20 protein-coding genes and 1 pseudogene are annotated in these 26,524 nt (G+C 69.6%); 12 read left to right on the top strand and 9 right to left on the bottom strand.

The window, feature by feature from the left end; translation table 11 throughout:
- The 4 genes from trmD to treZ are packed head-to-tail and all read left to right on the top strand — an operon-like array spanning window position 1 to window position 7,034.
- Window positions 1–711, top strand: coding sequence for a tRNA (guanosine(37)-N1)-methyltransferase TrmD (gene trmD, locus BM349_RS10580; protein WP_091706810.1), 711 nt, complete (start codon window positions 1–3; stop codon window positions 709–711).
- Window positions 712–733: 22 nt separating this feature from the next.
- Window positions 734–2,938 carry a glycogen debranching protein GlgX gene (glgX, locus tag BM349_RS10575; RefSeq protein WP_091706809.1) on the top strand — a complete coding sequence of 735 codons (2,205 nt, stop codon included), beginning with the start codon at window positions 734–736 and terminating at the stop codon, window positions 2,936–2,938.
- A 2-nt stretch (window positions 2,939–2,940) separates the two neighbouring features.
- Entirely contained in the window at window positions 2,941–5,313 is a 2,373-nt protein-coding gene (treY, locus tag BM349_RS10570; RefSeq protein ID WP_254773821.1) for a malto-oligosyltrehalose synthase, read from the top strand.
- Entirely contained in the window at window positions 5,310–7,034 is a 1,725-nt protein-coding gene (gene treZ, locus BM349_RS10565) for a malto-oligosyltrehalose trehalohydrolase (RefSeq protein ID WP_254773820.1), read from the top strand. The genes treY and treZ overlap by 4 nt, the downstream gene beginning before the upstream one ends.
- A gap of 20 nt (window positions 7,035–7,054) precedes the next feature.
- On the opposite strand, the gene BM349_RS10560 is transcribed toward treZ, so the two are convergent.
- From BM349_RS10560 to BM349_RS10530, 7 genes and pseudogenes are all read right to left on the bottom strand, one after another.
- Window positions 7,055–8,230, bottom strand: a complete 1,176-nt coding sequence (locus BM349_RS10560) for a uroporphyrinogen-III synthase (protein WP_254773819.1) — start codon at window positions 8,228–8,230, stop codon at window positions 7,055–7,057.
- Window positions 8,231–8,438: 208 nt separating this feature from the next.
- Window positions 8,439–9,419, bottom strand: a pseudogene (cobA, locus tag BM349_RS10555) (uroporphyrinogen-III C-methyltransferase); the annotation flags it as partial.
- Between the two features lie 41 nt (window positions 9,420–9,460).
- A complete protein-coding gene (nirD, locus tag BM349_RS10550; RefSeq protein WP_254773818.1) occupies window positions 9,461–9,856 on the bottom strand; it encodes a nitrite reductase small subunit NirD in 396 nt (131 codons plus the stop codon).
- 20 nt (window positions 9,857–9,876) lie between these two features.
- Window positions 9,877–12,489, bottom strand: coding sequence for a nitrite reductase large subunit NirB (gene nirB / locus BM349_RS10545; protein WP_302848252.1), 2,613 nt, complete (start codon window positions 12,487–12,489; stop codon window positions 9,877–9,879).
- Window positions 12,490–12,655: 166 nt separating this feature from the next.
- Window positions 12,656–14,209: an FAD-dependent oxidoreductase gene (locus BM349_RS10540; RefSeq protein WP_091706806.1), complete on the bottom strand. Its 1,554-nt coding sequence runs from the start codon at window positions 14,207–14,209 to the stop codon at window positions 12,656–12,658.
- Entirely contained in the window at window positions 14,206–16,335 is a 2,130-nt protein-coding gene (locus BM349_RS10535; protein ID WP_091706805.1) for a molybdopterin oxidoreductase family protein, read from the bottom strand. The genes BM349_RS10540 and BM349_RS10535 overlap by 4 nt, the downstream gene beginning before the upstream one ends.
- 5 nt (window positions 16,336–16,340) lie before the next feature.
- Window positions 16,341–17,765: an MFS transporter gene (locus tag BM349_RS10530; RefSeq protein ID WP_091706804.1), complete on the bottom strand. Its 1,425-nt coding sequence runs from the start codon at window positions 17,763–17,765 to the stop codon at window positions 16,341–16,343.
- A gap of 242 nt (window positions 17,766–18,007) precedes the next feature.
- Here BM349_RS10530 and pyk point away from each other — a divergent pair, with 242 nt between their 5' ends.
- Window positions 18,008–19,429 (top strand): pyruvate kinase, encoded by a 1,422-nt coding sequence (pyk, locus tag BM349_RS10525; RefSeq protein WP_091706803.1) that lies wholly within the window; start codon window positions 18,008–18,010, stop codon window positions 19,427–19,429.
- A gap of 11 nt (window positions 19,430–19,440) precedes the next feature.
- On the opposite strand, the gene map is transcribed toward pyk, so the two are convergent.
- Complete coding sequence (gene map, locus BM349_RS10520) at window positions 19,441–20,223, bottom strand: type I methionyl aminopeptidase (RefSeq protein WP_091706802.1); 783 nt, start codon at window positions 20,221–20,223, stop codon at window positions 19,441–19,443.
- Between the two features lie 112 nt (window positions 20,224–20,335).
- Here map and BM349_RS10515 point away from each other — a divergent pair, with 112 nt between their 5' ends.
- The 4 genes from BM349_RS10515 (at window position 20,336) to BM349_RS10500 (ending at window position 22,899) form a co-directional block, all read left to right on the top strand.
- Complete coding sequence (locus tag BM349_RS10515) at window positions 20,336–20,824, top strand: MFS transporter permease (RefSeq protein ID WP_091706801.1); 489 nt, start codon at window positions 20,336–20,338, stop codon at window positions 20,822–20,824.
- Window positions 20,825–20,993: 169 nt separating this feature from the next.
- On the top strand, window positions 20,994–21,341 hold the full coding sequence (rplS, locus tag BM349_RS10510) for a 50S ribosomal protein L19 (protein WP_091707250.1): 348 nt from the start codon (window positions 20,994–20,996) through the stop codon (window positions 21,339–21,341).
- Window positions 21,342–21,463: 122 nt separating this feature from the next.
- Complete coding sequence (lepB, locus tag BM349_RS10505; protein WP_091706800.1) at window positions 21,464–22,243, top strand: signal peptidase I; 780 nt, start codon at window positions 21,464–21,466, stop codon at window positions 22,241–22,243.
- On the top strand, window positions 22,240–22,899 hold the full coding sequence (locus BM349_RS10500) for a ribonuclease HII (RefSeq protein ID WP_091706799.1): 660 nt from the start codon (window positions 22,240–22,242) through the stop codon (window positions 22,897–22,899). Before lepB ends, BM349_RS10500 begins: the two co-directional genes overlap by 4 nt.
- Window positions 22,900–22,923: 24 nt before the next feature.
- On the opposite strand, the gene BM349_RS10495 is transcribed toward BM349_RS10500, so the two are convergent.
- Entirely contained in the window at window positions 22,924–23,247 is a 324-nt protein-coding gene (locus BM349_RS10495) for a DUF2469 family protein (protein WP_091706798.1), read from the bottom strand.
- Window positions 23,248–23,381: 134 nt separating this feature from the next.
- On the opposite strand from BM349_RS10495, the gene BM349_RS10490 reads away from it, so the two are divergent.
- Genes BM349_RS10490 through dprA form a run of 3 tightly spaced genes read left to right on the top strand, consistent with a single transcriptional unit; the run spans window position 23,382 to window position 26,510 of the window.
- Window positions 23,382–23,744, top strand: a complete 363-nt coding sequence (locus tag BM349_RS10490) for a YraN family protein (protein WP_091706797.1) — start codon at window positions 23,382–23,384, stop codon at window positions 23,742–23,744.
- Window positions 23,745–23,757: 13 nt separating this feature from the next.
- Complete coding sequence (locus tag BM349_RS10485; RefSeq protein ID WP_091706796.1) at window positions 23,758–25,287, top strand: YifB family Mg chelatase-like AAA ATPase; 1,530 nt, start codon at window positions 23,758–23,760, stop codon at window positions 25,285–25,287.
- Window positions 25,284–26,510, top strand: coding sequence for a DNA-processing protein DprA (gene dprA, locus BM349_RS10480; protein ID WP_091706795.1), 1,227 nt, complete (start codon window positions 25,284–25,286; stop codon window positions 26,508–26,510). The genes BM349_RS10485 and dprA overlap by 4 nt, the downstream gene beginning before the upstream one ends.
- The last annotated feature ends 14 nt before the right edge of the window (window positions 26,511–26,524 follow it).

Genomic DNA, 26,524 nt, shown 5'->3' with positions numbered 1-26,524 from the left:
GTGCGCATCGACGTCGTCTCGATCTTCCCGTCGTTCTTCGACGTCCTCGAGGTCTCGCTGCTCGGCAGGGCGCGCGGCAAGGGCCTCCTCGACGTGCGGGTGCACGATCTGCGGTCCTGGGCGCACGACCGTCATCGGACGGTCGATGACACTCCGTACGGCGGCGGCGCCGGCATGGTGATGAAGCCCGAGCCCTGGGGCGAAGCGCTCGGCGCCATCGCATCGGACGCATCGACCGGTCCACAGACCACGGGGCCTGTCATCGTCTTCCCGTCTCCGGCGGGCGAGGTGTTCACGCAGGCGACCGCCCGCGAGCTCGCCGCCCGCGAGCACCTGATCTTCGGCTGCGGTCGGTACGAGGGGATCGACGAGCGCGTGTTCGCGCACGCGGCGTCGCTCGGAGAGGTGCGATTGATCAGCCTCGGCGATTACGTGCTCAACGGCGGAGAGGTCGCCGCGATGGCGATGATCGAAGCCGTCGGACGCCTGATCCCGGGTGTCGTCGGCAATCCGGACAGCCTCGTCGAGGAATCGCATGAGGACGGCCTGCTCGAGTACCCCTCGTACACCAAGCCCGCCTCCTGGCGCGGGCTCGACGTTCCCGACATCCTGCTGAGTGGCAATCACGGTGCGATCGCGGCCTGGCGTCGAGAGCAGCAGCTCGAGCGCACCCGTGCGCGTCGGCCGGACCTCCTGGATAGGTCAGACTAGTCCGACAGACCTGGGAGGCGATGTGCAGACTTGGCCCGGCTCGAGCTATCCGCTCGGTGCGACCTTCGACGGCAACGGCACGAACTTCGCGCTCTTCAGCGAGGGTGCCCAGCGCGTCGAGCTCTGCCTGTTCGGCGATCGCGGCAAGGAGACGCGCGTCGACATGGTCGACGTGGACGCCTACGTGTGGCACGCGTATCTGCCGCAGGTGCGGCCCGGCCAGCGGTACGGATACCGCGTGCACGGAAAGAACGATCCCGCGTCGGGTGCGCGATTCAACCCGAGCAAGCTGCTCCTGGACCCCTACGCGAAGGCCGTCGACGGCCAGGTCGAGTGGGGCCAGGCGGTCTTCGGCTACGACTTCGGCGACCCCGACTCCGTCAACAACGATGACTCCGCGTCATCCATGATGAAGGCCGTCGTGGTCAACCCGTACTTCGACTGGGCCGGCGATCGGCTGCCCAAGACGCCGTACTCCGAGTCGTTCATCTACGAGGCCCACGTCAAGGGGCTCACCGAGCGGCATCCCGCGATCCCCGAGGAGATCCGCGGGACGTACAGTGCGATCGCGCACCCCGCGATCATCGAGCACTTGAAGAAGCTCGGCGTCACCGCGATCGAGCTCATGCCGGTCCACCAGTTCGTCAACGACTCCACGCTGCAGGACAAGGGACTGTCGAACTACTGGGGCTACAACACGATCTCGTTCTTCGCGCCGCAGAACACGTACTCATCCACCGGCGACCGAGGGCAGCAGGTCGAGGAGTTCAAGGGAATGGTGCGGACGCTCCACGCCGCAGGCATCGAGGTGATCCTCGACGTCGTCTACAACCACACTGCCGAGGGCAACCACCTGGGCCCGACCCTGTCGATGCGAGGCATCGACAACGCCGCCTACTACCGGCTCGAAGACGACGACAAGCGCTATTACACCGACTACACGGGCACCGGCAACAGCCTGAACGCCGGTAACCCGCACGCGCTGCAGCTCATCATGGACTCGCTGCGCTACTGGGTGCTGGAGATGCACGTCGACGGCTTCCGGTTCGACCTCGCGTCCGCGCTCGCGCGAGAGTTCTACGACGTGGACCGCCTCGCGACGTTCTTCGAGCTCGTGCAGCAGGATCCGGTGGTCTCGCAGGTCAAGCTCATCGCGGAGCCGTGGGACGTCGGCCCCGGCGGCTACCAGGTGGGGAACTTCCCGCCGCAGTGGACCGAGTGGAACGGGAAGTACCGCGACACGGTGCGCGACTTCTGGCGCGGCGAGCCGCAGGCGCTCGGGGAGTTCGCCTCGCGACTGACCGGCTCGGCCGACCTCTACGAGCACTCCGGGCGCCGGCCGGTGGCATCCGTCAACTTCGTGACCGCGCACGACGGCTTCACGCTGCGAGACCTGGTCAGCTACAACGACAAGCACAACGACTCCAACGGCGAAGACGGCAAGGACGGCGCCGACGACAACCGCTCGATGAACTTCGGCGTCGAGGGGCCGACCGACGATCCCGCGGTGAACACGATGCGCGCGCGCCAGCAGCGCAACTTCATCGCGACGCTGCTGCTGAGCCAGGGCGTGCCGATGCTGCTCCACGGCGACGAGCTCGGCCGCACACAGCAGGGCAACAACAACGGCTACGCGCAGGACAATGAGCTCACCTGGGTCGATTGGGACAACGTCGACCACCCGCTCATCGAGTTCACCGCCGCGATGGCGAGACTGCGCCACGATCATCCGACCTTCCGCCGGCGTCGGTTCTTCGACGGACGCCCGGTGCGGATGAAGAAGGGGGAGCGACGCCGCGACATCGCGTGGCTCCGCCCCGATGGCAGCCTGATGCAGCCCGATGACTGGGACTCGGGATTCGGGCGCGCCGTCGGGGTGTTCCTCAACGGGCGTGGGATCCGCGAGCGGGACCGTCGCGGCGAGCCCATCGTCGACAAGCACTTCATCGTCCTGTTCAATGCGGGCGACGACGTCATCGACTTCCATCTGCCGGCGCTCGAGGACAGCCCGAAGTGGAATGTCGTGATCGACACCGCGGGCGAACAGGCCGACAGCGAGCCGATCGGGCCCGGGGCGACCGTGCGGCTGTCCGCGAAGGCGCTCATGGTCCTCTCCGAGCACGATCTGCCCGAGCCCGAGATCGATCACTCGGTCGCCGCCTCACTCGCGGCGCTGACCGATGCGACGATGCCCGGCCAATCGCCGAAAGCGGAGCTGGAGCATTGACCGTGACGGCGACTCCGAGATCGACCTACCGTCTGCAGATCCGGCGCGATTTCGATCTGGATGCCGCGGCCGCGGTCACCGGCTACCTCCGCGATCTGGGCGTGTCCTGGGCGTACCTGTCCCCGCTGCTCCAGGCAACCGCGGGCTCCGATCACGGGTACGACGTCGTCGACCCCTCCCGGGTGGACCCCGAACGCGGGGGAGCGGATGGCCTGGACCGCTTCGTCGCGGCGGCCCGTTCGGCCGGTCTCGGCATCCTCATCGACACTGTGCCCAACCACATGGGCATTTCGCAGCCGAGCCAGAATCCGTGGTGGTGGGACGTCCTCACGTACGGACAGGAGTCCCGGTACGCCGAAGCGTTCGATATCGACTGGGCCTTCGGCGCGGGCAGAGTGCGGGTTCCGATCCTCGGAACGGACATCGACGCAGCGATCAGCGGCGGCCAGGTCGAGATCGACCCGGACATGACCGTCTTCGGGCCGACCGGCGTCGTGCGGTTCTCCGGCGAGCACGTGCTGCCGCTCGCGCCAGGGACGGTGCCCGCCGACGCCGCACTGGACGATCCGGACACCGTCCGCAAGATCATCGAGCGTCAGAACTGGGAGGCGGTGTTCTGGCGGCGCGAGGCCTCCGAGCTGAACTACCGGCGGTTCTTCGCGGTCACGACTCTCGCGGGCGTGCGTGTGGAGATCCCGTGGGTGTTCGAAGAGAGTCACGCGGAGGTGCTGCGCTGGGTTCGGGAGGGACTCGCTGACGGGCTGCGGGTCGACCACCCCGACGGCCTGATCGACCCCGGCGGATATCTGGCCCGGCTCTCGCACGCGACCGGCGGAGCGTACGTGCTGGTGGAGAAGATCCTCGAGCACGGCGAGCAGCTGCCGGCATGGTGGGAGACCGACGGCACCACCGGGTACGACGCCCTCGCCGGGATCGACCGCGTGCTGATCGACGCGGCGGGCGAACCCGCGCTCGACGCGCTCGACTCCGAGCTGCGAGGCGGCACAGGGCCGGCCTACGAGGATCTCATCCACGAGACGAAGCGGATGATCGCCGACACGATCCAGCGCGCCGAGATCGCCCGGCTCGTCCGGGAGCTTCCCGTACACCTCGACGGATCCTTCGACGCCCTCGCCGAACTGCTCGCGTGCTTCCCCGTCTACCGCTCGTACCTGCCGGCCGGTCGGGAGCACCTCGACGCGGCCGCGGCGGCGGCATCCGCGCGTCGTCCGGACCTGGCGAGCGCGATCTCGCGGCTCGTGCCGATCCTCGCCGACCCTGCACTCGAGGTGGCCAAGCGCTTCCAGCAGACCACCGGTCCGGTCATGGCCAAAGGCGTGGAGGACACGGCGTTCTACCGCTATACGAGGCTCGGCTCGCTGACAGAGGTCGGGGCCGACCCATCGGTCTTCTCGCTGAGCGTTGACGGCTTTCATCGCGAGCAGGCGGCGCGGCAGGCATCATGGCCGCACTCGATGACGACGCTCTCGACCCACGACACGAAGCGCGGTGAGGACGTGCGCGCGCGGCTGAGCGTGCTGTCGGAGATCCCGCTGCGGTGGGGCGAAGTGCTCGGCGAGCTGCGCGGTCGATCGGCGACCGGTCACGGGCCGTTCGACAGCCTGCTCTACCAGGCGGTGATCGGAGCATGGCCGGCATCGCGGGAGCGCCTGCACGCCTACGTCGAGAAGGCCGCACGCGAAGCCGCCGAGGCGACCGGATGGTGGGACCCGGATGCCGCGTTCGAGGCGCGGATGCACGCGACCGTCGACGCGGTCTCCGACGATCCCGCGGTGCAGAAGCTCATCACCGACTTCGTCGCCGAGATCCGACGCTTCGGATGGTCCAACGCGCTCTCCGGCAAACTCATCCAGCTCACCGCACCAGGCGTCCCGGACGTGTACCAGGGTTCGGAGCTGTGGGAGACCTCGCTCGTGGACCCGGACAACCGGCGCCCTGTGGACTTCGACGAGCGCCGGCGGATGCTCGCTGACCTCGACGCCGGGTTCGCGCGGGGCGATCTGCCTCCGGTCGATTCCTCGGCGTCGGCCAAGCTGCTGGTCACCTCCCGCGCTCTGCGCCTGCGCCGCGACCGGCCTGAGCTCTTCAGCCGCTACACGCCGATGACCGTCGTCGGTGAGGCCTCGGACCACGCCGTCGCGTTCGACCGCGGCGGCGCGCTGACGGTGGCCACACGGCTGCCGGTCGGGCTCTCAGACAGCGGGGGATGGGGCGAGACACTGCTGCTGCGGCATCCCGGACCGACGACCGATGCGCTGACCGGACGCCGCTTCGAAGGGTCCGAGGTCCGGTTGGCCGATCTGCTCGCAACGTACCCGGTGGCGCTGCTCATACCGGGAGTGGAGGACTCGTGACGATCCGCGTCTGGGCACCACGGACGGATCGGGTGCGGCTGCGCCGACCCGGAAAGGCCGACCTCGACCTGTCGCCTGCAGACGCCGGATGGTTCACGGCATCCGTCGACCTGCGCGACGGCGACGAGTACGCGTTCGTGCTCGGCGACTCCGAGTCGCCGCGGCCGGATCCGCGCTCCCGTCGCCAGCCGCGCGGCGTCCACGAGCCGAGCGCCTGGTTCGATGCGGACGCGCACGCGTGGCGGGACGAGGAGTGGACCGGGCGTCAGCTCGCGGGGTCGGTGATCTACGAGCTGCACGTGGGCACGTTCACGCCCGACGGCACGCTGGACTCCGCCGTCGCGCGGCTCGATGACCTCGTCGAGCTCGGAATCGGGTTCGTCGAGCTGCTGCCGGTCAACGCTTTCAACGGCACGCACAACTGGGGCTATGACGGCGTCCTCTGGTACGCCGTGCACGAGGGGTACGGCGGTCCGGCCGCCTACCAGCGGTTCGTCGACGAGTGCCACCGACGCGGGCTCGGCGTGATCCAGGACGTGGTGTACAACCACCTCGGGCCGAGCGGCAACTACCTGCCCGAGTTCGGCCGGTATCTGAGAGACGCCGAGCGCAACACGTGGGGCTCCTCCGTCGACCTGGACGAGGCCGACGTGCGCCGCTACATCGTGGAGAACGCGATGATGTGGATGCGGGACTATCACGTCGACGGACTGCGGCTTGATGCGGTGCACGCCCTGCAGGACTCCGCTGTCCCGCACATCCTGCAGGAGCTCGCCGAGCACACCGAGGCACTCAGTGCCCACGTCGGCCGACCGCTCACGCTCATCGCGGAATCCGACCTCAACGACGCAACCCTCATCACGGCCCGCGAGGCGGGCGGCTACGGGCTGGGCGCGCAATGGAGCGACGACTACCACCACGCGCTCCACGTCGCGGTCTCCGGCGAGACGACCGGCTACTACGCCGACTTCGAACCGCTGTCCGCCCTCGCGAAGGTCGCCACGAAAGGCTTCTTCCACAACGGAACCTGGTCATCGTTCCGGGGCAGAGCGCACGGGCATCCGATCGATCCCCGCATTCCCACGACACGGCTCGTGACCTTCAGCCAGGACCACGACCAGATCGGCAATCGCGCCGCCGGCGACCGGCTCTCGCAGTCGCTCGACGAGGGCGGACTCGCGATCGCCGCCGTGCTCACGGTGTGCTCGCCGTTCACGCCGATGCTGTTCATGGGCGAGGAATGGGCGGCCTCGACGCCGTGGCAGTTCTTCACGTCGCATCCCGAACCGGAGCTCGGACGCGTGACCGCGGAGGGGCGCATCGCGGAGTTCGCCGCGATGGGCTGGGACCGCTCCGTCGTGCCCGATCCGCAGGATCTAGCCACATTCACGCGGTCGAAGCTGGACTGGGACGAGCGCGGCTCTGGAATCCACGCGCGGATCCTCGAGCTCTATCGCGGCCTGATCCGGCTGCGACGAGACGTTCCCGACCTCACCGATCCCGCGTTCGGCGCGCTCGAGGCGGAGGTCGATGAGGCGCAGCGACTGTTCCGGCTCCGCCGCGGGGCAGTCCAGATCCTCGTCAACTTCTCGCATGACGCGCACCGGATGCCGCTCCCGCCGTCTTCGGTCGTCCTCGTGGCGACGCACGCGGAGTTCGGCCTGGACCGCGACGACGCGGTCCTGCCGGCTCGGTCGGCTGCGGTCGTGCGCGTCGACTGACCCGGCGGGCGGGCGCCGACTCAGCGAGCCTCGTCTTCGACGACGTTCAGGCGGTAGCCGCGCTTGACGACGGTCTTGATGAGATCCGGCACGCCGATGCTCTCGCGAAGGCGTGCGACGGCGACCTCGACGGCGTGGGTGTTCGCGACCGATCGGGGCAGGGCGCCCTGCAGTTCTTCCCGGGAGACCGTCGCCCCGTTCGCGTCCACGAGGGCGGCGAGGATGTCCAGGCCCACGCGGGAGACGGGGAGGTGACGACCGTCCAGGACGATTCCCGCGCTGCGCAGCTCGAGCCGGCCACCGGAGGTCTCGATTCCCGGTGCGTGGCCGCCGCCGAAGTAGGTCACCACCGCTCGAACGAGCGAACCCAGACGGCCACGATCGGGCACCAGCGGATCGAAGCCGGCCGCGCGCAGCGGTCCCGCCGTGATCGGCCCGACTGCGGCCATGAGCAGTCGCCCGGCGTCCGCCTGTGCGCGCATGGCAGGCAGCACCTGCAGGATCTCGGCCGACCCCAGCCACTCCTGCGCACCGGGAGCCGAGGTGAACAGGATCGCGTCGTACTCGCCGGCCGATGCGGCGATCACCGATCGACGCACGACTGCGATGTCCGGCGGTGGACCCCAGCGGTAGATCGTGAGGCTGACGACGTCGGCGCCGGCCGCTTCGAACGCCTCATCCAGTCCATCGGCTCCCGAGCCGTGGTGCTGCACCGCGATGCGCCTGCCCTCGACGCCCTCTGCGAGCAGGAAGGCCTCGAGCTCGGCGGCCGTCTCGGATTCGGCGACCCAGTCCGCCGACAGGCCGGCCTGCTGGATCGCGCCGCGCGCCTTCGGGCCCCGAGCGACGATCTGTGACGGACTGATCGCGCTGAGGAAGTCCTCGAGCAGTCCCGCCTCGTCGACCGCCTCGATCCAGCCCCGGAATCCGACGCCCGTGGTAACGACCACGATGTCGGGGGGATCGGCGATCAGCAGCCGCGAGCGTGCGATCAGCTCTTCGTCGTCGATGTGCGGGACGATCGTGAGCGCGGGCGCGAGGCGCACCGCGGCTCCGTGTCGTTCGAGCGCCGCGGTGAGCTCGCCGGAGCGCCGATCGACCGGCAGCAGGATCGTGCAGCCGGCGAGGGCGGCAGAGATCGCGGGTGCGGACGGCTCTGCACCCGTGCGGGGACCGGTGTGACTGGCGATGCTCACAGAGTAGTGTCACCCGGCGCGTCACGGACGAGCGCGGGCAGGAGCAGATCGGCGGCGGCGACGTGGCCGAAGACCATGACGGCGGGGTTGCGCACCACGGCGGCACTCGCGTGGAGGACTGCTGTTGCGAGCGTGGCGTGCGTCGTGCGCTGTGGTCGGTGTGCCCGCTCTCGACGATCGCCATCGGCAGAGTCGGGTCCGCACCTGCTGCGAGCGCGGCATCGGCGAACCCGGGCAGCGCGCTGACGCCCATGAGCACGACGGTCGTCGTCTGCGGGTCCCGCAGGGCGGCGAGGGTCGCCTGGGTCGGCGCATCCTGTCCGTTGACGACATGGAGCGCGGTCGCTGTTCCGCGGTGCGTGACCGGGATGCCGGCCGCCTGCGGCACCGACACGATGCTCGTCAGTCCGGGCACGACATCGACCGGCACACCCGCGGCCAGGCAGGCGGCGACCTCTTCGCCTCCCCGTCCGTAGACGAACGGGTCACCGCCCTTGAGCCGGACGACGCGCAGACCGCGACGCGCGCGGTCGATCAGGAGCTCGTTGATCTCGTCCTGGGGCACCGGGTGGTGCTGCGGCCGCTTTCCCACGTCGACGATCTCGACCTCTGGGGAGAGCTCGTCGATCACTGCGGTCGGGCCGAGCCGATCTGTCACGACCACATCGGCCTCGGCGAGCAGGCGACGGCCGCGCACGGTGATCAGATCGACCGGTCCGGGTCCGCCGCCCACGAGATGCACTCGTCCGACCGGGCTGGGCCGACTGCGCCGCAACGGGAGGCTCCCCTCACGGAGCTTCTCGGCGATCGCAGTCCGCAGCAGCAGAGTGCGACCGGGGTCCACCCCTGCATCCGACACGACGCCGACGATGCTGTCGCCGGAACGGGTCTCCGCTGCGAGACGGGCCGAGCCGTGGCTCCCGTCGCCGGCGTTGATGCACAGGACGCATCGGACCTCGCACAGCGCGGCGACGTCCGCGTCGACGCGCGGATCGCCCGTGGCCGTGTGCACGAGCCACGCATCATCCAGGTCGCCGGGGACCATACCGCGGGCTCGCCACTCGAGGTCGTGGTCTGTGACGAGACGCCGCGCGGTGGCGCCGAGCTCGGGAGCGACGACGCGGACGACGGCGCCGTCGAGCAGGAAACGGCGGATGCGGCGCGCGGCGACCTCGCCGCCTCCGACCATCACGACCTGTCGGCCGGTCAGAGAGATGCCGATCATCGTGGTCATGAGCCCGCCCTCCATTTGATGAACACGTCTCCGCCGGCATCCACCGCGACCGGCCACACCTGCAGGCGGTGCTCGTCCTTGCCCTGGGTCTCCAGGCATGCTCCGGTGCGCAGATCGAAGACCTGCTTGTACATCGGCGACGCGACCGTCGGCGCGTCGCCTTTCGTGCCGACGATCCCTCGCGACATCACGTGCGCGCCGCTGTACGGATCGAGCTGCTGGACCGCGTGGATGCGATCGTCGTGCGTGCGGAACAGCGCGACCTGCTCGCCGTCGATCAGGGCGGCGAGTCCGCGCTCCGGCTCGAGGTCGGTGATCGCGCACACGCGCACCCACACCGCGAGGGGACTGCGCGGCGGGGCGGGCGAGTCGAGCGGGAGCTCGGCCGCCATCGTGAGATTCTGCAGGGCGGTCATCGCCGGACCGCCAGGGTGGTTCCTGCGATCAGCACACGCGGGTTCTGACGCTCCTCGGCGGTGACCGGCCGCACCTGCCCGCGCTCCGAGGTGTAGGCCAGCGACGGGTCGGGCGTGGTCGGCGCGTTGACGAATGATGCGAATCGTCGCAGCTTCTCGGGGTCCTGCAGCGTTGCCTTCCACTCATCCTCATAGTTCTCGACATGCTGCGCCATCGCCGCATCGAGGTCATCCGCGATGCCGAGGCTGTCGTCGAAGACCACTGCGCGAAGCGCCTCTACGCCGCCCTCCATCTCCTCGAACCACGGCGCTGTGCGCTGCAGCCGGTCGGCGGTGCGGATGTAGTACATGAGGAACCGGTCGATGGCCCGCAGCAGCCCGGCGTCGTCGAGCCCCTCCGCGAACAGCACAGCGTGCCGGGGGGTGAAGCCGCCGTTGCCGCCGACGTACATGTTCCAGCCGGCCTCCGTGGCGATGACGCCGACGTCCTTGCCGCGCGCCTCGGCGCACTCGCGGGCGCACCCGGAGACACCGAGCTTGATCTTGTGCGGTGAGCGCAGGCCCCGGTAGCGAAGCTCGAGCTGCACTGCCATTCCGACCGAGTCCTGCACGCCGTACCGGCACCAGGTCGAGCCGACGCAGGACTTCACGGTGCGCAGCGATTTGCCGTACGCGTGGCCCGATTCGAACCCGGCGTCGACCAGGCGCTTCCAGATCTCCGGCAGCTGCTCGAGACGAGCGCCGAACATGTCGATCCGCTGGCCGCCGGTGATCTTCGTGTACAGCCCGTAGTCCTTCGCGACCTGCCCGATCACCAGGAGTCCCTCCGGGGTGATCTCACCGCCGGCGATCCGGGGCACGACGGAGTAGCTGCCGTCCTTCTGGATGTTCGCCATCACGTGGTCGTTCGTGTCCTGCAGGGTCGCGTTCTCGCCGTCGAGCACATGACCGTGGCCGAGGGAGGACAGGATGCTGGCGAGGACGGGCTTGCAGATGTCGCATCCTCGCCCCGTCCCGAACCGCTCGATGATCGCACTGAAGGTGCGCAGTCCCGAGACGCGGACGGCGTCGAACAACTGAGCGCGGGAGTGCGTGAAGTGCTCGCAGAGCGCGGTGCTGAGGCTTGCCCCGGTGCGCGCGAGTTCGGCGCCGACCAGCTTCTTCACGAGAGGCAGGCACGAGCCGCAGGCCGCACCGGCGCGCGTGCACGCCTTCACGCCCGCGACGTCGGTGCAGCCGTCGTCGGTCACGGCGCAGCGGATCGTTCCGGCCGTGACACTGTTGCACGAGCACACGAGCGCTTCGTCGGGCAGCTCGGCGTTCGCGAGGGCGTCGCCGGCGCCCTCGGGCATCAGGTACGCCGCAGGATCGGCGCCGAGGGGTCCGCCGAGCAGCGGGCGCAGCATCCCATACGCGCTCGCATCGCCGACCAGGATGCCGCCGAGCAGCGTCTGCGCGTCGTCGGAGAGCACGAGCTTCTTGTACACGCCGGCGACCGGGTCGGCGTAGACGACATCGAGGGCACCGGGGGTCTGCGCGAAGGCGTCGCCGAAGCTCGCGACGTCCACCCCGTTGAGCTTCAGCTTGGTCGAGTCGTCATAGCCGGGGAAGCTCGCCGGGGATCCGAGGAGTCGTGTCGCGGCGACCTCGGCCATCGCGTAGCCCGGGGCGACGAGGCCGACCGCGCGCCCGTCGTAGTTCGCGACCTCGCCGATCGCGAGGATGCGCGGGTCGGAGGTCGTGCACTGGGCGTCGATGATGACGCCGCCGCGCGGGTGCACATTCAGGTCGGAGGCGCGCGCGAGCTGGTCGCGAGGGCGGACGCCGACCGTGAAGATCACGACGTCGGTCTCTGCGTAGTCGCCCTCCCGGAACTCCAGACCGCGCACATTGCCGCGGACGTCGGGGTCGAGCCGGGTCGTGACGCTGCCGGTGCGCACGGCGATCCCGCGCGCCTCGATCAGCCGACGCAGCGAGTCGGCACCCCGCTCGTCCAGCTGCGCCGACATGAGCTTGTCGGAGGACTGCACGACGGTGCATGCCACATCCAGACCCTGCATCGCGCCGGCGGCCTCGAGGCCCAGCAGACCCCCGCCGATCACCGTGCCGTGGAGGGGGCGTCCGAGCTCGGCGCTGCGCTTGTCGACGAACGCCCTGATCCGCTCGACATCCTCGAGGGTGCGGTACACGAAGCAGCCCGTCAGGTCGAAGCCGTCGACGGTCAGCCGGGCGGCGTACGATCCGGTCGCCAGCACCAGGGCGTCCCATCCGACGCTGAGCCCGCTCTCGGTGGTGACCCGTCGCGCATGCCGGTCGATGCGGGCGACGGCGTCACCGCGCACGAAGCGGACCCGGTCGTCGTCGTCGAGGATCGAGCGCTCGAGAGTGAGGTCGTCGGCACTCGCGCCGCCGAAGAACGACGTGAGACCGACCCGGTCGTACGGGTGGCGATCCTCCTCTCCGATCACCGTGACGTGCCAGGCGCCCTCGGGGTCGCGGCTGCGCAGGCTCTCCACGAAGCGGTGTGCGACCATCCCCGCGCCGACGACGACGACGTGCGGATCGGACGCGGATGCCGCGGCATCCGTTCTCTTCGAGGTGCGAGGCACGGGATCTCCTGTCGTCGCGGTCTGGGTGAGGCGATCGGCTCTCTGCGGGCGGGCGGGAAGCGGTGGTGTGGTCGACGCTACGGAGGCGAGGTTTCGGGGGTGGGGCGGGCGTCGTTTCGGTCGGGGAACATCCGTCTCACCGAGAGGCGGCGGCAGTTGTGAGATCTCACGCCGGCTCCACCGCGTGGCGGGCGAGCATGTCGGAGATCCGGGTGCGACAGCCTCCGCATCCGGTTCCGGCACGCGTGTCGCGCCCGACGCACTCGACCGTGTCGTTGCCGGCCGCGATCGAGTCATCGATCTGCTGCACGCTCACGCCGTTGCACCAGCACACCGTCGCGTGCGGGGAGAGGGATGCCGATCCGGCGTCGGGATCGAAATCGGGGCCGTCGAATCGCAGCAGCAGCGAACGGTCGGCCGGAAGCTCGTCGCCGCGTTCGTACAGCAGCGTCAGCTCGGCAGCGGTGCGCGGCATCCCGACGCACACGAAACCGGTCAGGATGCCGCCCGCGGACACCATCTTCGTGTAGCGACCATGCTCGGGGTCGGCCCACTGCGCCACTTGGCGCCCATCGGGGTCGTCATCCCAGGGATCGGCGCTGACATCTCCCGCGGCGACCACATCGACGTGCTCGGCCTTGAGCATCACCAGCGGGTCGCGTTCCGCGGGGAGGGCGTCGCCGCCCGCGGTCTCGGTTCCCGCGAGGAAGCGCGCGGCCAGCCAGTCCGCTTGGCGCCATCCCGGCCCGATCAGGCCGCTCGGCGCTCCGGCGATCCGCGCGGAGGAATCCGGTTCTGCGGCATCGGCGATGTGCGCGCAGTCTCCGATCGCGAACACCGACGGATCGGTCCAGCTGCGCAGGCCCCGATCGACGACGACGCCGAACGAGGCACGCAGACCGGACGCCTCGGCGAGCTCGGCGCGCGGTGAGACACCGCACGAGAGCACCAGCATGTCGCCGGCGATGTCCTTGCCGTCCGCGGTGATCACGCGGTCGAACGCCTGGCGGCCGTCTTCGGCGGTGTGGAACAGCACCGTCTCCGCGCGGCTGTGCGCGAAGATCGTCACTCCCGTCCTGCGGACCGCCCGCCGCAGCACCGATCCTGCGCCCCGGTCGAGGTTGCGCGGCATGGGGTGCGGGCCGTGATGCACGACGGCGACGTCGGCACCCGCGTGCGCCGCCGCAAGTGCGAACTCGAGTCCGAGCACACCCGCGCCGAGCACCACGATGCGCCGGCCCGAGCGGACGGCATCCCTGATGCGCGCCGCATCGTCGAGATCCCGCAGCGCGGTGACGCCGTCGGGAAGCGCGTCGTCGGTGCCGGCCGGGCGGTGGGCGCCGCGCGGAACGCCGTCGAGCGTCGGCACATTCGCGCGCGATCCGGTGGCGAGCACCACGCGGTCGAAGGGGATCCGCTGCCCATCGCTCAGCACGGCCACCTGGGCTGTTCGATCGAGTTCGACGACGGACACGCCGGTGATGACGTGGCCGCCGGCACGCTCGACAGCCAGCCGATCGGCGATGGTGAGGGAATCGCGCTCCATCCTGCCGACGGCGTATTCGGCCACGAGCACGCGGTTGTAGGCATCGCTCTGCTCGGCCCCGACCACGGTCAGGGCGATCCGGCCGGCCCGGACGGCGGGCAGAAGGGCCTCCGCGAAGCGCGCGCCGACCGGCCCGTAGCCGACGACGAGCACGCGGAGCGCGGAGTCGGTCATGCGACGACCGTCTCCGCCACCCGGCGCACCCGAACGGCGCCGGTCTTGAACTCGGGCATCGCAGAGATCGGATCGACGGCGTCGGAGGTCAGGAGGTTCGCAGTGCCGTCGCCGGGGAAGTGGAAGGGGACGAAGACATCGCCGGGGCGGACGTCACGCGAGATCGTCGCGCCGGCCCGGACGACGCCGAAGTCGTTCGACAGCTCCACGGTGTCGCCCTCGGTGATTCCGTGGCGTTCGGCCGCAGCTGGATGGAGCGTGACCGTGACTTCGGGGTGCGCGGCCGCCAACTCGGGCACACGCCGGGTCTGCGCGCCGCTCTGGTAATGCTCGAGCAGCCGCCCCGTGATGAGCGTCAGCTCGCCGCTTCGCGGAAGGCGTGCATCGATCGTCGCCGGCGTGACCGGGACGATCCGCGCCCGTCCATCGGCGTGCCCGAAGCCGTCCTGGAACAGCCGCGGCGTGCCGAGCGAGCCGACCGGGCAAGGCCAGTGGACCGGGGCCCCGGCATCGAGCAGGGCGTCGTCGATGCCCGAATAGTCGGCGACACCGCCGGCAGATGCCCTGCGCAGTTCGTCGAAGACCTCGCGCGCGTCGACCGAGTAGGTTCCGGGAGCGTCGAGACGCCGTGCGAGCTCGGCCAGGATCCACAGCTCGTCGCGCACCTCGTCCGGCGGACTCATGGCGCGGCGACGTCGGATCACCCGACCCTCCAGGTTCGTCATCGTGCCCTCCTCCTCGGCCCATTGCGGGACGGGCAGGATGACATCGGCCATGGCGGCAGTCTCGGAGAGGAAGAAGTCCGACACCACGAGCAGCTCGAGCCGTGCCAGGCCCTCGCGGACCGCGGAGGCGTTCGGCGCCGACACCACGACGTTCGATCCGTGCACGAGGAGCGCACGGGGTCCCGCGTCGGTGCCGAGCGCCTGCAGGAGCTCCACGGCGGGGATGCCGGGGCCCGGGATGACGGCCGGGTCGACGCCCCACACGTCCGCGACGTGGGCGCGGGCGGCGGGATCGGTGATCTTGCGGTAGCCGGGCAGTTGATCGCACTTCTGGCCGTGTTCGCGCCCGCCCTGTCCGTTCCCCTGACCGGTGAGGGTGCCGTAGCCGGAGTCCGGTCGACCCGGCAGTCCGAGAGCGAGCGCGAGGTTGATCGCCGCAGTCGCGGTGTCCGTGCCGTCCACGTGCTGCTCCACGCCGCGGCCCGTCAGGATGTACACGCCGCCGCCTGCGCCCAGTCTCCGCGCGACCGTGCGGATCGTGCTCGCGGGAACGCCGGTCACCGCCTGGACCCGCTCGGGCCACCATCCGCTCACTGTGCGTCGCAGGTCGTCGAAGCCATTCGTCCGGCCGGCGAGGTAGTCGGCATCCGTCAGTCCTTCGGCGATCACGACGTGCGTGATGCCGAGGAGGAGGGCGAGGTCGGTGCCGGGCGTCGGCTGCAGGTGGATGCCGCGCGCCTCGTCGGTGAGCCGGGCGGTCGCCGTGCGGCGAGGGTCCACGACGATCAGCCCGCCGGCGTCCTGCGCTCCGGCGAGGTGGCCGATGAACGGCGGCATGGTCGCGGCGACGTTGGTGCCGAGAAGGAGCACGGTGGATGCCGCGTCCAGGTCCGCAAGCGGGAACGGCATCCCGCGATCGATGCCGAAGGCGCGATTGCCGGCAGCCGCTGCCGATGACATGCAGAACCGCCCGTTGTAGTCGATGCGGCTCGTTCCGAGCGCGAGACGGGCGAACTTGCCCAGCTGGTACGCCTTCTCGTTCGTGAGCCCTCCGCCGCCGAAGACCGCGACGGCATCCGCGCCGTGCCGATCACGGATCGACCGCAACCGATCGGCGATGAGATCGAGTGCGTCATCCCACCGCGTCTCGTGCAGCAGGCCGTCCCCGCCGCGCACGAGCGGCGCGGTGAGGCGATCCGGGGAGCGCAGCAGCTCCGCCGAGGTCCAGCCCTTCTTGCAGAGCCCCCCGCGGTTCGTCGGGAAGTCGCGTCCGGACACGACCACGGGGGCCGCGCCCTCCGCCGCCCCCGCTGCCCGCGTCAGCGTCATCGCGCACTGGAGCGCGCAATACGGGCAGTGGGTGTCGGTGGATGCCGCGACCCCGGTGATCGTCGATGCCATCGGCGTCAGATCCGGAATCCGTCGCTCCGCGCGCGGCCGTAGACCGCGGCCGTGAGGACCAGCAGGGCGATGTAGGCGAGGACGAAGACGAGGAAGGCCCCCGTGTAGCTGCCCGTGCCGAGCTTCGACAGGTTGAGCGCCTGCGGGATCAGGAACCCGCCGTAGGCACCGATGGCCGAGATGAGCCCCAGAGCCGCGGCGGCCTTCCGCTTGGAGGACACATCTCCGCCGGTGGCCGCGTCGCCGTCGCCCCGAAGTGCGAACACGACCGGCACCATCCGGTACGTGGAGCCGTTGCCCGCCCCCGCGGCGGCGAACAGCAGCAGGAAGCAGCCGAGGAACAGCCAGAACTGCCCGGTCGGGATCACCGCCATCACGGCCAGGGTCATGACCGCCATGGCGGCGAACACCCCGATCGTCACCCGTGCGCCGCCGAAGCGGTCGGCCAGGCGCCCACCGATCGGACGGGCGAGCGAGCCGACGAGCGCGCCGAGGAATGCCAGGGAGACGGATGCCGTCCCCACCGCGATGCCGGAGAACGCCGGGAACTGGTCGGCGATGAGCTTGGGGAAGACGCTCGCGAAGCCGATGAACGATCCGAAGGTGCCGATGTAGAGCAGTGCCAGCACCCAGAGGTGGGGCTCCCGCAGCGCCGCGGCTGATCCGGAGAAATCCGCCTTGGCCGACGAGATGTTGTTCATCCGCGACGCGGCGCCCGCCATCGCGACGACGATCAGGGGGACCCAGATCCAGCCGGCGAGGGGCAGATTGACCGCGACGCCCGCACCGATCGTGACCACGATCGGAACGACGAACTGCGCGACGGAGGCACCCAGGTTGCCTCCGGCGGCATTGAGGCCGAGGGCCCAGCCCTTCTCGCGCTGCGGGTAGAAGTACGTGATGTTCGACATCGAGCTGGCGAAGTTGCCGCCGCCGAAGCCGGCCAGCGCCGCAACGACGAGCAGCACCGGGAACGGCGTCTCGGGGTTGCCGACGCACACCGCCATCGCGATCGCGGGGATGAGCAGAAGGCCCGCAGAGATGATGGTCCAGTTCCGGCCGCCGAAGATCGGAACGAGGAAGGAGTACGGAATCCGCAGTGTCGCGCCGACGAGGCTCGGGATCGAGATGAGCCAGAAGATCTGACTGCTGTCCAGGGCGAATCCGGCCAGCGGCAGCATCACCGCGACGATGCTCCACAGCTGCCAGATCACGAATCCGAGGAACTCGGCGAAGATCGACCAGACGAGGTTGCGCTTCGCGATCGTGCGCCCCGAAGCCTCCCACTGCTCGGATTCCTCCGGATCCCAGCCGTCGATCCAGCGCCCGCGGCGGTGGACGATGCCGGTCGCGCCCCGAGCCGCGGGAGCATCGACCGCGGTGTCGGCGGCGTCGCCCGGCACGGGTGCTGTGAGTGTCGCTTCGGTCATCGTGATCTCCAAGGGAGTCGCAAGTGAAGTGGAGCCTGTGACTCAGAAGCTACGGATTCCGCATTTCGCGAGGTCGTGCCGCGTGTGAACTCTGCGTCTCCTGGATTTCACCCGGGTGTGAAGACCGTTGTGAGAACCTCCGCCGGTACCCGGCGTTACGACTCTGAAACCCATCCGCCCGCCGGGTGCGCGACACTGGGTGCACAGCGATCGGCCCCGGAGTCGATCGCGAGGGAGTGAGCATGCGCCGTGCCAAGATCGTCGCCACCCTCGGGCCTGCGACGTCGACCTACGAGACGATCGAGCAGCTGGTGGCCGCCGGGCTCGACGTGGCCAGACTCAACCTGAGCCACGGTGAGAGATCGGTCCACGAACTCGCGTACGCCAACGTCCGCCGTGCGAGCGACTCGACCGGGCGTGCGGTGGGCATCCTCGCCGACCTGCAGGGTCCCAAGATCCGCCTCGGACGATTCGACGACGGACCGCACCTGCTCGAAGCGGGTGACATCTTCACGATCACGGCCGAGGACGTCGCCGGCACGAAGGAGATCGTCGGCACCACCTTCCCTCAGCTTGTGAAGGACGTGTCGCCGGGCGATCCGATCCTGGTCGACGACGGCAAGGTCCGCCTGCGGGTGATCGACACCGATGGCGTGCGCGTGCGGACCGAGGTCGTCGTCGGCGGCAAGGTTTCCAACAACAAGGGCCTGAACCTCCCGGGCGTCGCCCTCACCGCAGCCGCGCTCAGCGCCAAGGACGAGGACGATCTGCGCTGGGCGCTGCGGCTGGGCGTGGACCTCGTCGCGCTGTCGTTCGTGCGGTCGCCCAAGGATGCCCAGCGAGCGCGCGTGATCATGGCCGAGGAGGGCGTGCGCGTGCCCCTCATCGCGAAGGTCGAGAAACCGGAGGCGATCGAGGTCCTGCAGGAGATCATCGACGCGTTCGACGGAGTGATGGTGGCGCGCGGCGACCTGGGGGTCGAGCTGCCGCTGGAGATGGTCCCGATCGTGCAGAAGCGCGCGGTCGAACTGTCGCGCAGGTGGGCCAAGCCCGTGATCGTGGCGACGCAGATGCTCGAGTCGATGATCGACAATCATGTGCCCACCCGGGCCGAGACCTCGGATGTCGCCAACGCCGTGCTCGACGGAGCGGACGCGGTCATGCTCTCCGGTGAGACCAGTGTCGGCGCCCATCCGGTCACCGTCGTCGAGACGATGGCCCGGATCATCGCCTCGACCGAGGACCACGGGATCGCGCGGATCCCGGCACTCGGCACGAAGCCGCACACGCAGGCCGGCGCGCTCACCCTCGCCGCGGCCAACATCGCGGACTTCGTCGGGGCGAAGTACGTATGCGTCTTCAGTCAATCGGGCGATTCCGCTCGGCGCATGTCGAGGCTGCGGCATCCCGTGCCGATCATGGCATTCACCGACCTCGCCTCCACACGCTCGCGCAGCGCCCTGTACTGGGGTGTCGAGACGTTCCTCGTGGAGCGGGCGCTGACCACCGACGACCTCATGCGGACGGTCGATGACGTGCTGCTGGGGACCGATCACGCGCAGCGCGGCGATGTCGTCGTGGTCACAGCGGGTGCCCCTCCCGGCCTCGCCGGCTCCACGAACAACGTCCGCGTTCACATCATCGGAGCGATCGACGGCTCATGAACGGCGTCATGTCAGCGCACTCCGAGCCAGGACCTGTCGGTCAGCACGATCGGGCCATCGTCGGTGATCGCCATCGTGTGCTCGGAGTGCGCACCGCGTGATCCGTCGGCGCTTCGCAGCGTCCAGCCGTCCGGGTCGGTGATGAGCTCATCGGTGGTCTGGAGGAACCACGGTTCGAGGGCCAGCACCAGGCCTTCCCGCAGCGGGTAGCCGCGCCCGGCCTTGCCGTCGTTCGGGACGTGCGGATCGCCGTGCATGATCCGCCCGACGCCGTGTCCGCCGAAGTCGGTGTTGATCTCGTATCCGTCGGCATGGGCGATCTCCGCGATCGCGTGCGAGATGTCGCCGATCCGATGACCCACGACCGCCGCCTGGATCGCGGCATCCAGAGCCCGCTCGGTCGTGTCGATGATCGCGAGATCCTCGTCGCGGGGCGTCCCGACAACGAACGAGACCGCGGAATCGGCGACCCAGCCGTCCACCGACACCGCGAAATCGAGCGAGACCAGGTCGCCGTCCCGGAGTGCGTAGTCGAAGGGGAGGCCATGCAGGACCGCGTCGTTCACGGACGTGCAGATGACCTTGCCGAACGGACGCGCGCCGAAGGACGGGTGGTAGTCGATGTAGCAGGACTCGGCCCCCGCACGGCGGATCAGGTCGTGCGCACGACGATCGATCGCAAGCAGGTTCGTGCCGACCTTGGTCTCGTCGCGCAGCGTGGCAAGCACCTCCGCCACGAATCGCCCGGCAGGCCGCATCGCCTCGACCTCGGCGGGCGTGCGCAACTCGATCATTCCGGTTCCCTTTCGTCCTGACCCATTCTCACTGATACGGAGTCTGTGAGGATGCTTCGTCCTGCATGGACCCACGGTCCCAACCGACGGCGACCGGCGTACGATCGAGGCTATGTGGGTGCGTCGCGCGTTCTATAGCTGGTTGATCCCGGCCGCGTTCCTGCTCCCGCTGTGGCTGCTGGTGGGCTGGGGCGTCTTCAATGCCGGTGGGTGGGCATTCCTCTGGGTGCTGTTCATCGCGATACCGTCCGTGTTCTTCGGGCAGCTCCTCCTCACGCTCCTGGTGCGTGCGCGGGGCACCGTGAGGGTGGAGCGGGCCGTCTCCTGGTGGGACGTGCTGGGCTTCACGCTGTGGAACGGGCTCACGATCGCGCTCGGCTTCTTCAACCAGGCATGGTGGGCGCCCGTGATGGTGCTCACGATCGTCGTCGGTCTCGCGCTGTTCTGGCTCGAGCTCGTGCAGCTGTGGCGTGAGGCGAGACCGTCCGCGATCCTCATGCGCACCACTGAGGGAATCGGCTACATCCCCGCGCAGGCGCCCCGACAGGCGCCGAGCGAGCGCGATGTCATCGTGATCACAGAGAAGCCGCCGGCAGCCTGAGGCCGTTTTGGCGGGCCGCGGCATCCGTGGCAGAATAGATCTTTGTGTCCTGACCAGGTTCTGCCTCAGGGGAGCCGGTTGTCAGACGTGATGTCGATGGCCTTGGACGCAACCGAAACTTCCCACTGATACCGCGGTCGACCTGTGGCGGCCGCAGAGAGCAATGATCATGCAGATCCTCGACTCCGTCGACGCAGCCTCGCTGCGTTCCGACATTCCCGCATTCGGCGCCGGCGACACCGTCAAGGTGCACGTCAACATCACCGAGGGCAACCGCTCGCGCATCCAGGTCTTCCAGGGCGTCGTCATCGGCCGCTCCGGCGACGGCGTTCGTGAGACCTTCACGGTCCGCAAGATCAGCTTCCAGGTCGGCGTCGAGCGCACGTTCCCCGTCCACAGCCCCGTGATCGACCACATCGAGGTCGTCACCCGTGGTGACGTCCGCCGCGCGAAGCTCTATTACCTGCGCAACCTCCGTGGCAAGAAGGCCAAGATCAAGGAGAAGCGCGACAACTGACGCAATTTCCGCGAAACCCCGGTGCCGTTCGGCCCGGGGTTTCGTCGTTTTCCCAGGTGCGGATGTGCGACCCTTGGAGCAGGGGTGCGCTGATGCGCGGTGAGCCCGTGAGAAGGATCTGAATGACGACCGAGCAGACGGCACCCGCAGCGCCGGCCCCCTCACCTCGCGCTGCAGCGAGCGCAGGTCGGGACCGACGGCGCAGCTGGCTGTCCTTCCTGCGCGACGTCATCATCATCGTGCTCGTCGCGGTGCTCGTGTCGTTCCTGGTGAAGACCTTCCTGGTGCGATCCTTCTACATCCCCTCCGGGTCGATGGAGACCACCCTGCTGGTCAACGACCGCATCCTCGTCGACGAGATCACACCGCGATTCGGCGGCTACGAGCGCGGCGACATCGTGGTGTTCCGCGATCCGGGCGGCTGGCTCCCGGTCCGCACCGATCCGCCCCGCTCACCGCTGGTGGAGGCTGTCGACTGGGCGCTGTCCCTCGTGGGCCTGTCCGCGCCGGACAGCGACGATCATCTCGTGAAGCGGATCATCGGAACACCGGGCGATCACGTCGTGTGCTGCAACGCGATCGGCCAGATCACCGTGAACGGCGTCCCGATCGACGAGGACGAGTACCTCAAGCTCCCGAATGCAGACAGCGCGGCATCCGCCGACTCGTTCGACGTCACCGTGCCCGAGGACAGCCTCTGGGTGCTGGGCGACAACCGCTATTCGTCGAAGGACTCGCGCTACAACCAGGACCAGCCCGGCAAGGGCTTCGTTCCGGTCGAGAACGTCGTGGGGCGGGCGTTCCTGATCACCTGGCCGTTCGATCGCTTCGGCGCCCTGGATTTCCACCATGACGTCTTCGCGGGCGTCCCCGAACCCACGGCGGAGCCCGCTCCGAAATGACCGTGATCGAGCCCCGCCTCACGCTCGAACGGCGCCTGCTGCGCGAGCACGCGATCCTCATCGCGTGCGACGAGGTCGGGCGCGGGGCCCTCGCCGGTCCGGTCGCCGTCGGGGCCGTCATGATCGATGCCCCGCGCTCGCGCAAGCGCGTGCCCCAGGGCCTGCGCGATTCGAAGCTCGTGCCCGAGCACCATCGGGCGGCGGTCGCGGCGCGCGCCGCATCCTGGGTGTCCGCGAGCGCCGTCGGCTGGGCCAGTGCGGAGGAGATCGACCAGGTCGGCATCATGCGCGCACTCGGCCTCGCCACCATTCGCGCGCTGGCCGATATGCGTGCCCACGGGGTGGTGCCCGAAGATGCGATCGTCGTCTTGGACGGAAACTACGACTACATCACCCCGGCGGGCGGGACCGGACTGAACGTGCGCCCCGTGATCAAGGCCGACCGCGACTGCGCGAGCGCGGCTGCTGCATCCGTCATCGCGAAGGTGGCGCGTGACGCGCTCATGACCGAGCTCCATGATGAGCTGCCGGCGTACAACTGGGCGCGCAACAAGGGCTACGCGAGTCCCGACCATCGTGATGCGATCCTCGAGCACGGGATCAGCCGGCACCATCGCGCCTCGTGGTCGTTCATCGGGTCGCCCACGCTCTTCTGACCGTTGCGCGCGATCCCGCGTCCCTCAGGAGTCGAGTGACAGCTCTTCGGGAAGGTGGAAGTCGCGGCGCGAAAGCTCCTCCACGTTGACGTCCTTGAACGTGAGTACACGGACGGACTTGACGAAGCGGTCGGCACGATAGATGTCCCAGACCCAGACATCGGTCATGGTGATCTCGAAGTAGAAGTCGTGCTCCGTGTCCCGCCGCACGACGTTCACCTCGTTCGCGAGGTAGAACCTGCGCTCGGTCTCGATCACGTACTGGAACTGCGAAACGACGTCGCGGTACTCGCGGTAGAGGGCGAGCTCCAGTTCGCGGTCGTAGTCCTCGAAGACTTCGTCATCCATGGTCTCTCCATACTAGAGTCGCGCCGCACCGCACGCGCGTCGACCGTTCCTCCCCAGACCGTGCCGCTGGGCGACTGTCCACGCACACCGGTGACGGACGCGGCGCGCTCGGACGCCCGCGCGACGATGCCTTCATGGCAGCGAAGGATGTTCTCGGGCGGGCCGGCGAGGAGCGCGCCGCCCGTCATCTGGAGTCGTGCGGCTACACCGTCGTGGATCGGAACTGGCGCATCCGCGACGGCGAGATAGACCTCGTCGCGATCCGACGCACCGACCTCGTCGTCGTCGAGGTCAAGACGCGTCGCGGCGAGGGCTTCGGTCATCCCTTCGAGGCGATCGACGCTCGCAAACGGCAGCGGCTGTGGCGGCTCGCGTTCGCCTGGATCGCCGCTCACCCCGAGGTTGCGCAGGGTCGTCGGCTGCGCCTGGATGCGATCGCGATCATCGGGGCGGATCCGGCCAATGGGGCTCTCGAGCATCTCGAGGATCTGCGGTGAGGGGCCGTGCCCGATGACCACCGCGCGCACGTGGGCGATAGCGCTGAGCGGCTTGGACGGCTCGCTCGTCGAGGTCGAGGCGGATCTGTCCAACCAGCAGCCGGAGTTCCGGATCATCGGCCTGCCCGACAAGGCGCTCGGTGAAGCCGTTCAACGCGTGCACAACGCCAGCGCGAATTGCGGTCTCGAGCTTCCGCGTCGCCGCCTCACCGTCAATCTCTCGCCCGCGAGCGTGCCCAAGCACGGCTCGGCGTTCGATGTCGCGATCGCGATCGCGGCACTTGCCACCGAGGGGCGGATGGATGCCGCATCCATCGCCCAGACCGTGCACATCGGAGAGCTCGGCCTCGACGGCAGGCTGCGCCCGGTCCCCGGCGTGCTGCCTGCGGTGATCGCCGCGGCGAGGGAGGGGATCGGCCGGGTGATCGTCCCTCACGCGAATGCGCCCGAAGCCTCCCTCGTCGAAGGCATCGACGTGATCGGCGCGGTCTCGCTCGCCGACGTGGCCCGTTTCCACGGGGCGGACGTCGAAGACCGCCCGCTCGACCCCGTGCCCGCACCGGCGACCGTCGGCCAGGAGCGTCCGATCGCCGACCTCGCCGAGGTGATCGGCCAGCGCGATGCGGTCGAGGCGCTCATCGCGGCCGCCGCCGGCGGCCATCACATGCTGATGAGCGGTCCGCCGGGCGCCGGCAAGACCATGCTCGCCAGTCGGCTGCCCGGAATCCTCCCCGAACTCGACGACGCGGCCGCACTCGAGGTGGCCGCCATCCGATCACTCGCGGGCGACTCGATCGGCTCGCTCCAGCGCCGGCCGCCGCTGGAGGCGCCGCACCACAGTGCGAGCATCGCGTCGCTCGTCGGCGGCGGCTCCCGCGTCGTCCGACCGGGTGCGATCGCGCGGGCGACACACGGCATCCTCTTCCTCGATGAGGTCGGCGAGTTCGCACCGAGCGTGCTCGACGCCCTGCGGCAGCCGCTCGAGACCGGGACGATCACGATCCATCGCGCCGGGGTGACCGCATCCTTCCCCGCGTCGTTCCAGCTGATGCTGGCCACCAACCCGTGTCCGTGCGGGAACCACGGCGTGCGCGGGGGCAGCTGCGTCTGCCCGCCGATGGCGATCCGGCGCTATCTGGGGCGCCTCTCGGGGCCGCTCCTGGACCGTGTGGACATCGAACTGGGCCTCGCGCGCGTCTCGGTCGCGAACGCCGCCGACCTCACCGCAGACATCGTGACCACGGATGCCGCGGCCGCACGGGTCGCGGAGGCTCGGGCTCGGGCAGCCCGCCGACTGCGCGCGACGCCGTGGCGCGTGAACGCCCGGGTGTCCGGTCCGTGGCTCCGCGACGGACCGCTCGCCCTCCCCCCGGTGGTTCGCCGCCCGATCGACGCGGCCCTGCACCGCGGGTCGTTGACCCTGCGCGGATACGACCGGGTGCTGCGGGTCGCCTGGACGCTCAGCGATCTCGCCGCTCGCCCGAGTCCGACCGTGCACGACATCGGACGCGCCCTGTTCATGAAGAAAGGCATCACGACATGAAGGACTACCTGCCCCCTGCCGACGTGGCTCGTGCCGCACTGGCGCCGCTCGTGCACGGGCACTTCGACCGTGACCGTGCGCGCCGGCTGTACGCGACGCATACGTGGAGCTGCCTGATCGAACCGGGGGATGGAGTGGCCGGACGCCTCATCGCGGCACTGGGCTGCGAGGACGCTCTCGCCGAGGCGATCGGGGGCGGACGCGACGGAGCGGCTCGGGACGCGGCAGGAATCTCGCCCGCCCAGTGGAAGGACGCGCTGGCGCGCTGGCGGCCCCGACTCGACGTGGCTCGCGTGCGCGAGGCCCTGGAGATCGCGCGTCGCAGCGGAGTCTCGCTCATCACACCCGAGGACCCCGAGTGGCCCGCCACCCTGTCGGATCTCGGCGAACACGCACCGCTGCTGCTCTGGGTCCGTGGAGATGTCACGACCCTCCGCCGGCTCGCGCCGTCTGTGGCATTGGTCGGGGCGCGGGCGGCGACGAGCTACGGCGAACACGTCAGCATGGAACTCGCCGCTGAACTGGTCGCCAGGGGAGTGGCGATCGTCTCGGGTGCCGCGTACGGCATCGACGGCGCGGCCCATCGTGCGGCGCTGTCGGCGGGTGGCACGACGATCGCGCTGCTCGCGGGCGGCGTCGAGCGGCCGTATCCGGCGGGACACTCCGACCTGATCGCCAGGATCGCGGCCTCCGGCGCGGTCGTCAGCGAGGTCCCGTGCGGGTCGGCGCCGACCAAATGGAGATTCCTTCAGCGGAATCGACTCATCGCCGCGCTCGCGGACGCGACCGTCGTCGTCGAAGCGGGGTGGCGCAGCGGCTCACTCAACACGGCCGGCCATGCGGCCGCCCTGGCGCGACCACTCGGCGCGGTTCCGGGCCCTGTCACCAGCGCGGCCTCGACCGGCTGCCACCGCCTGCTGCGCGACTTCGACGCGCGGTGCATCACCAACGCCGACGACGTGCTCGAACTGGTCGGAGCCGTGCCGGCGACCCTCTTCGACATGCCCGACGACATCAGGGACGAAGGGCGCACCGACGACACGACGCGGGTAAAAGACGCCATGAGCTTCCGCGCATGGCGGGACCCGTCCGACATCGCGCGACGGTCCGGACTGGCGGTCGCCGACGTCGACGCGATACTCGGACTCCTCGCCCTGGAGGGCGCGGCGGAGCGTGGCGACAGCGGCTGGCGACGCGGGCGATCCGGGGTCGCGGCGGGCTGATCCTCCGTGAGCCG

Origin of the sequence: Microbacterium sp. cf046 (assembly GCF_900114345.1) — a bacterium.
GTDB lineage: Bacteria > Actinomycetota > Actinomycetes > Actinomycetales > Microbacteriaceae > Microbacterium.
The sequence above is the reverse complement of the archived record's forward strand: the minus strand, read 5'-3'. Positions and strand labels throughout refer to the sequence as shown.

Coding starts and splice junctions, on each gene's coding strand:
- BM349_RS10490 (WP_091706797.1), top strand. CDS start 23,382: ATGGCAGCGAAGGATGTTCTCGGGCGGGCCGGCGAGGAGCGCGCCGCC.
- map (WP_091706802.1), bottom strand. CDS start 20,223: ATGATCGAGTTGCGCACGCCCGCCGAGGTCGAGGCGATGCGGCCTGCC.
- nirD (WP_254773818.1), bottom strand. CDS start 9,856: ATGGCGGCCGAGCTCCCGCTCGACTCGCCCGCCCCGCCGCGCAGTCCC.
- BM349_RS10515 (WP_091706801.1), top strand. CDS start 20,336: ATGTGGGTGCGTCGCGCGTTCTATAGCTGGTTGATCCCGGCCGCGTTC.
- BM349_RS10495 (WP_091706798.1), bottom strand. CDS start 23,247: ATGGATGACGAAGTCTTCGAGGACTACGACCGCGAACTGGAGCTCGCC.
- pyk (WP_091706803.1), top strand. CDS start 18,008: ATGCGCCGTGCCAAGATCGTCGCCACCCTCGGGCCTGCGACGTCGACC.
- BM349_RS10530 (WP_091706804.1), bottom strand. CDS start 17,765: ATGACCGAAGCGACACTCACAGCACCCGTGCCGGGCGACGCCGCCGAC.
- BM349_RS10485 (WP_091706796.1), top strand. CDS start 23,758: ATGACCACCGCGCGCACGTGGGCGATAGCGCTGAGCGGCTTGGACGGC.
- BM349_RS10500 (WP_091706799.1), top strand. CDS start 22,240: ATGACCGTGATCGAGCCCCGCCTCACGCTCGAACGGCGCCTGCTGCGC.
- dprA (WP_091706795.1), top strand. CDS start 25,284: ATGAAGGACTACCTGCCCCCTGCCGACGTGGCTCGTGCCGCACTGGCG.
- rplS (WP_091707250.1), top strand. CDS start 20,994: ATGCAGATCCTCGACTCCGTCGACGCAGCCTCGCTGCGTTCCGACATT.
- lepB (WP_091706800.1), top strand. CDS start 21,464: ATGACGACCGAGCAGACGGCACCCGCAGCGCCGGCCCCCTCACCTCGC.
- BM349_RS10540 (WP_091706806.1), bottom strand. CDS start 14,209: ATGACCGACTCCGCGCTCCGCGTGCTCGTCGTCGGCTACGGGCCGGTC.
- BM349_RS10535 (WP_091706805.1), bottom strand. CDS start 16,335: ATGGCATCGACGATCACCGGGGTCGCGGCATCCACCGACACCCACTGC.